Origin of the sequence: Micromonospora sp. CPM1, from assembly GCF_023896895.1 — a bacterium.
Classification (GTDB): Bacteria; Actinomycetota; Actinomycetes; order Mycobacteriales; family Micromonosporaceae; genus Micromonospora; species Micromonospora tulbaghiae.
Genome location: NZ_JAMHIU010000008.1, coordinates 246,192 through 252,283, shown reverse-complemented (window position 1 = coordinate 252,283; position 6,092 = coordinate 246,192). Strand labels below are relative to the sequence as shown.

Below are 6,092 nucleotides of genomic sequence, written 5' to 3'. Positions count from 1 at the left end.
CCCCTCGCCCTCGCCCCCGCCCCCGCCCCCGCCCCCGCCCCGTCGATCATGAGGTTGGCGGCCTGGTCGATCTCCGTTTCCGCCGTCAACTTCATGATCGACGGGGAGAACGGGGAGGACGGCGGGTGGGACGGCAGAAGGCCCGCCGGCGCGTGCCGGCGGGCCTTCTGTGCGGTGGTCGGGCGTCACATGCTGGCGACGTCGCCCTGCTTGGCGCGGACGGCCTCGGCGGCCTCCTTCAGCGCGGCCAGCTCGTCGGCGTCCAGGTCGGTCTCGACGACCCGCTTCACGCCCTCGGCGCCGATCTCGGCCTCGACACCCAGGTAGACGCCGGAGATGCCGTACTCGCCGTCGACCCAGGCGCAGACCGGCATGACCGCGCCGGAGTCCTCGGCCACGGCCTTCGCCATCCGGGCCGCGGCGGCGGACGGGGCGTAGTACGCGGAGCCGGTCTTGAGCAGCGCGACGACCTCGGCGCCACCGTTGCGGGTCTTGACGACCAGCTCCTCGATCTGCTCGGCCGGCATGACGTCACGCAGCGGCTTGCCGTTCACGCTGCTCTTCGACGGCACCGGGACCATCGTGTCGCCGTGCGAGCCGAGCGTCAGGGTCCGTACCGACTTCACCGGCACGCTCAGTGCCTCGGCGACGAAGTTGGTGAAGCGGGCGGTGTCCAGCATGCCGGCCTGGCCGAGCACCCGGTTCTTGGGGAACTGGGTGGCGAGCTGGGCCAGCGCGGTCATCTCGTCGAGCGGGTTCGACACCACGATGACGACGGCGTTCGGGGCGTACTTGGCGACGTTCTCGGAGACCTGCCGGACGATCTTGGCGTTGGTCTCCAGCAGGTCCATCCGGCTCATGCCCGGCTTGCGCGGCAGGCCGGCGGTGATGACGACGACGTCCGAGCCCTCGATGGCGTCGTAGCCCTCGCCGTTCGGGCCGGTGGTGACGCCGACGACCTTGGTCTCGAAGCCCTCGACCGCGCGGGACTGGTTGAGGTCGAGCGCGAGACCCGCCGGCTTGCCCTCCACGATGTCGGTGATGACGACGGTGTCGAAGACGTCGTACTCGGCCAGGCGCTGTGCGGTGGTGGAGCCGTAGAATCCGGCGCCGACGACAGTGACCTTCTTACCCATGGTCGTCCCACTCCCTGATACCAGTCGGTTTTCCGGACCGTATCAGCCATCCTGGCACCGATCGGGCCAGGGGCGGACGGTTATGACCTGGGTGGGTGTCAGCCCGCCCGCTCGGCCCGTTCGACCACGTTCGTCAGCAGCATCGCCCGGGTCATCGGGCCGACGCCGCCGGGCATCGGCACGAGCTTGCCGGCGACCTCGGCCACCTCCGGATCCACGTCGCCGGTGTAGCGGCCCTTGCCGTCCTCGCCGATGACCCGCGTGATGCCGACGTCCACCACCGTCGCACCCGGGTTGATCATGTCGGCGGTGAGCAGCCCGGGCACCCCGGCGGCGACGATGACGACGTCGGCGGCGCGGGTGTGCGCGGCCAGGTCGAGCGTGCCGGTGTGGCAGAGCGTCACGGTGGCGTTCTCGCTGCGCCGGGTCAGCAGCAGACCCAGCGGGCGGCCGACCGTGTTGCCCCGGCCGACCACTGCCACGTTCGCGCCGCGCAGCGGCACGTCGTGCCGGCGCAGCAGCTCCACGATGCCGCGCGGGGTGCAGGGCAGCGGCGCGTCGTACCCGAGGACGAGCCGGCCCAGGTTGACCGGGTGCAGCCCGTCGGCGTCCTTGTCCGGGTCGATCGACTCCAGCGCGCGCTGGGTGTCGAGGTGCCCGGGAAGCGGGAGCTGGACGATGTAGCCGTGGCAGGCCGGGTCGGCGTTCAGTTCGGCGAGCGCCGCGTCGAGCTGCTCCTGGGTGGCGTCGGCGGGCAGCGTGACCCGCAGCGAGGCGATACCGACCTCGGCGCAGTCGCGGTGCTTGCCGTTGACGTACGCCTGGGAGCCGGGGTCCTCCCCGACCAGCACCGTGCCGAGGCCGGGGGTGATGCCGCGTTCCGCGAGCGCCTTGACCCGGGCTCGTAGCTCGTCCTTGATCTCCGCCGCGGTGGCCTTGCCGTCCAGGATCGTCGCCGTCACGTCGTGATCGTCTCACGGCCCCGGGCGGACCCGGACGACGACGGCCGACGATCACGCTGCGCAACGTGCCTTAAGTCACGGAGAGTGACCAGTCACCGGGACGCGACGGTCCGGGCGCACCCGGAGAGGCAGGGATCGGGCAGACGACCCAGGCACCTCAGATGCCTCCGACCACGTCCTGAACCGCCCACCGGCGACGAACAAAACGCCAGGTAGGGGCGAGGGCTAGCACCCACGAGCGGCAGCGACAAGGCTCGCCGGACACGATCCGTCATCAGTTGACCACGCACTAGTTGTCGATGGGCCGGATCGCGACCTACCGTTACCGCTCGTTGCGCAGAGTCACCCAGTGCCGGGACGACCGCGCAGCGTGAGGAGATGAGGAGACTCCATGCGTGTTCGTAGGCTCGCGGCCTGGGCCGCGCTCCCGCTCGCGGTGACACTGGGCCTGACGGCCTGCGGCTCGGGCGGTGGCGGCGGCGGTGCCGGCGACTCCGACGCGGCCGTGCGGATCGAGATCGCCGAGCCGCAGCACCTGGTGCCCACCAACACCAACGAGACGAGCGGCTCCCAGGTCCTGTCGGCCCTGTTCAGCCCGCTCGTCGACTACGACGAGGCGAACAAGCCGCACGAGATGGCGGCGGACTCGGTGACGACGTCGGACAACAAGGTCTGGACGGTCAAGCTGAAGCCCGGTTACACGTTCCACAACGGCGAGAAGGTCACCGCCGACAACTACATCGACGCCTGGAACTACGGCGCCTACGCGCCGAACGGCCAGAACTCCAGCTACTTCTTCGAGAAGGTGGCCGGCTACGACGACCTCCAGGGCGAGAGCCCGAAGGCGACGACGATGAGCGGCCTGAAGAAGGTCGACGACCTGACCTTCACCGTGACGCTCAGCCAGCCGTACGTGGACTTCAAGTCCATGCTCGGCTACACCGCCTTCTACCCGCTGCCCAAGGCGGCCTTCTCCGCTCCGGGCGTGCTCGCCGAGGGCTACGAGCAGGCGCCGATCGGCCAGGGCCCGTTCAAGATGAAGGGCAACTGGCAGCACGACGCCAAGGTCGAGGTGGAGCGCTACGACGCGTTCCCGGGCCAGCAGCCCAAGGTCGGCGGCGTCGAGTTCCGCATCTACCAGCAGCCGACCGCCGCGTACGCGGACGTGCTGTCGGACAACCTCGACGTGATCAAGACGATCCCGACCGAGAACCTGTCGACCGCCGCGACCGACCTGGGTGACCGCTTCCAGCAGAGCCCGGCCTCGTCGCTGCAGGTGCTGGCCTTCCCGACGTTCCAGGAGGAGTTCAGCAAGCCCGAGGTGCGCAAGGCGATCTCGATGGCGATCGACCGGGACGAGATCACCAAGTCGATCTTCAAGGACTCGCAGCAGCCGGCCCGCTCGTTCGTCTCGCCGGTGGTCGCCGGTTACCGGGAGAACACCATCGGCACCGCCGGCGCGTTCGACCCGGTCAAGGCCAAGGCCATGTACGAGGCCGCGGGCGGCCCGAAGAAGATCGAGCTGTCCTACAACGGCGACGGCGGCCACAAGGACTGGATCGACGCCACCTGCAACCAGCTCAAGGCCAACCTGGGCGTGGACTGCGTCGGCACCGCCGAGCCGAAGTTCGCGGACCTGCTGACCAAGCTCAAGCAGAAGCAGCCGGTCGGCCTGTTCCGGATGGGCTGGGTCATGGACTACCCGTCGATGGAGAACTACCTCGGCCCGCTGTACAGCACCACCGGCTCGTCGAACTACTACGGCTACAGCAACCCGGAGTTCGACAAGCTGCTCGCCGAGGGCGCCCGCGCGGCGACCGAGGACGAGGCGATCAAGAAGTACCAGGCGGCGGAGGACCTGCTCGCGCAGGACATGCCGGTGATCCCGCTCCGGTACGGGCAGAACAACTTCGGCCACTCGACCAAGGTCAAGAACGTCCACGTGGACCTCTTCGACCGGGTGGACCTGCTGAAGATCGAACGCGCCTGACATCCCGCTGACGGGCCGGGCCACCCCCACGGGTGGCCCGGCCCTCGCATTGGCACGCATTTAGCCCGGTTTCGGCAGACTTGCCAGCATGCTCCGGTTCATCCTGCGGCGACTGCTCCAGATGGTCCTCGCCTTCTTCGGGACCACTCTGATCGTCTACGCGCTGATGTTCGCCGGGCAGGGCGACCCGATCCAGGCCCTCGCCGGGGAGCGGCCGGTGACCGCCGCGCAGCGGGCCTATCTGACCGAGAAGTACCACCTGGACGCGACAGGCGTCGGCGGCTTCTTCTACCGCTACTTCGACTACCTGGGCGGCCTGGTCCAGGGCGACCTCGGGCAGTCGCTGACCGGGCGGCAGATCAGCGACATCCTCGCCGCCGCCTGGCCGGTCACCCTGAAGCTGGCCGTGATCGCGATGGCCGTGACGGTGATCTTCGGGGTCACCGCGGGCGTGATCGCGGCGATCCGGCGTTCCGGCGTGTTCGACCACGCCACGCTCGTGCTCACGCTGCTGGTGCTCGGCATCCCCACGATCGTGCTGGCCCCGCTGGCCCAGTACTTCCTCGGCGTCCGGTGGCCGGTCTTCCCGCCCACCGCCGGAGCCCAGCCGTCCTTCTACGCGCTGCTGCTGCCCGGCATCGTGCTCGGCTCGCTGTCCCTGGCCACCGCGCTGCGGCTGACGCGTACCTCGGTGACCGAGAACCTGCGCGCCGACTACGTCCGGACCGCCCGCTCCAAGGGGCTGCGGCGACGCCGGATCGTCGGGGTGCACGTGCTGCGCAACTCGCTCATCCCGGTGGTCACCTTCCTCGGCGTCGAGCTGGGCAACCTGATGGGCGGCGCGATCATCACCGAGGGCGTGTTCAACGTCCCGGGCGTCGGCTTCAACCTGTTCCGCGGCATCCGCACCGAGGACGGCCCGCTGGTGGTCGGCATCGTCAGCGTGCTCGTCGTGGTCTACCTGCTGTCCAACCTGGTGGTGGACGTGCTCTACGCCGTCCTCGACCCGAGGATCCGCTATGAGTGAGCGCAGCGAGGTGCCGCAGTGAGCGACTTCGAGACGGTGGCGGCCACGGAGAACCAGGCCGCGCGGCGCGGCGTCTCCGGCGAACCGGGCACGCCGGGCCGGGCCGGGCGGCCGGACCGGGCCCGCAGCCTGGCCGGTGACGCCTGGCGGGACCTGCGCCGCAACCCGGTCTTCTGGATCAGCCTGCTCCTGGTGGTGCTGGTCGCCGCGATGGCGGTGGCGCCCGGGCTGTTCGCCGCCAACGACCCGCGCGACTGCGTGCTCTCCCGGCAGCACGCCGGGCCGTCCGGCGGGGCGATCTTCGGGTACGACTTCCAGGGCTGCGACACGTTCGCCCGGGCGGTCTACGGCGCCCGCGCCTCGCTGCTCGTGGGCGCGCTCTCCGCGCTGATCACCGGTGTGATCGCGCTCGTCGTCGGCATGCTCGCCGGCTACTTCGGCGGGTGGATCGACGCGGTGCTGTCCCGGGTGATCGACATCGTGCTCGGCATCCCGCTGCTGCTGGCCGCGATCGTGCTGCTCAAGCGTGTCAGCACCAGCGGCGACACGGTACGGCTGTTCGCGGTGATCCTCGTCCTGGCGCTGCTCGGCTGGACCACGGCGGCCCGGGTGGTCCGCTCCTCGGTGATCACCGCCCGGGAGCAGGACTACGTGGCGGCGGCCCGGATGCTCGGGGCGGGCAACGGCCGGATCATGTGGCGGCACATCCTGCCGAACGCGCTCGCCCCGGCCATCGTGGTGCTCACCATCGCGCTCGGGTCGTTCATCGCGGCCGAGGCGACGCTGAGCTTCCTCGGCATCGGGCTGAAGGCGCCGACCATCTCCTGGGGCATCGACATCGACGCCGGCCGGGTGCACATGCGGGAGTCGGCGACGCCGCTGATCGTGCCGTCGACATTCCTCGCCCTGACCGTGCTCGCCTTCATCATGCTCGGCGACGCGATCCGCGACGCCTTCGACCCGAAGCTGCGGTGACC

The 6,092-nt window shown here is 70.1% G+C and carries 5 protein-coding genes; 3 read left to right on the top strand and 2 right to left on the bottom strand.

The genetic code is table 11. The features are described from left to right. Window positions 1–185: 185 nt before the first annotated feature. Both M8C11_RS12740 and M8C11_RS12735 read right to left on the bottom strand, forming a co-directional pair. Entirely contained in the window at window positions 186–1,136 is a 951-nt protein-coding gene (locus tag M8C11_RS12740) for a malate dehydrogenase (protein ID WP_252449655.1), read from the bottom strand. Window positions 1,137–1,234: 98 nt separating this feature from the next. After that, window positions 1,235–2,098, bottom strand: coding sequence for a bifunctional methylenetetrahydrofolate dehydrogenase/methenyltetrahydrofolate cyclohydrolase (locus M8C11_RS12735; RefSeq protein ID WP_120573186.1), 864 nt, complete (start codon window positions 2,096–2,098; stop codon window positions 1,235–1,237). Between the two features lie 391 nt (window positions 2,099–2,489). Here M8C11_RS12735 and M8C11_RS12730 point away from each other — a divergent pair, with 391 nt between their 5' ends. The 3 genes from M8C11_RS12730 (at window position 2,490) to M8C11_RS12720 (ending at window position 6,090) form a co-directional block, all read left to right on the top strand. Continuing rightward, entirely contained in the window at window positions 2,490–4,088 is a 1,599-nt protein-coding gene (locus tag M8C11_RS12730; protein ID WP_252449654.1) for an ABC transporter substrate-binding protein, read from the top strand. Between the two features lie 88 nt (window positions 4,089–4,176). After that, on the top strand, window positions 4,177–5,115 hold the full coding sequence (locus tag M8C11_RS12725) for an ABC transporter permease (protein WP_120573184.1): 939 nt from the start codon (window positions 4,177–4,179) through the stop codon (window positions 5,113–5,115). Between the two features lie 18 nt (window positions 5,116–5,133). Further along, window positions 5,134–6,090 carry an ABC transporter permease gene (locus M8C11_RS12720; RefSeq protein ID WP_120573183.1) on the top strand — a complete coding sequence of 319 codons (957 nt, stop codon included), beginning with the start codon at window positions 5,134–5,136 and terminating at the stop codon, window positions 6,088–6,090. Window positions 6,091–6,092: the final 2 nt, after the last annotated feature.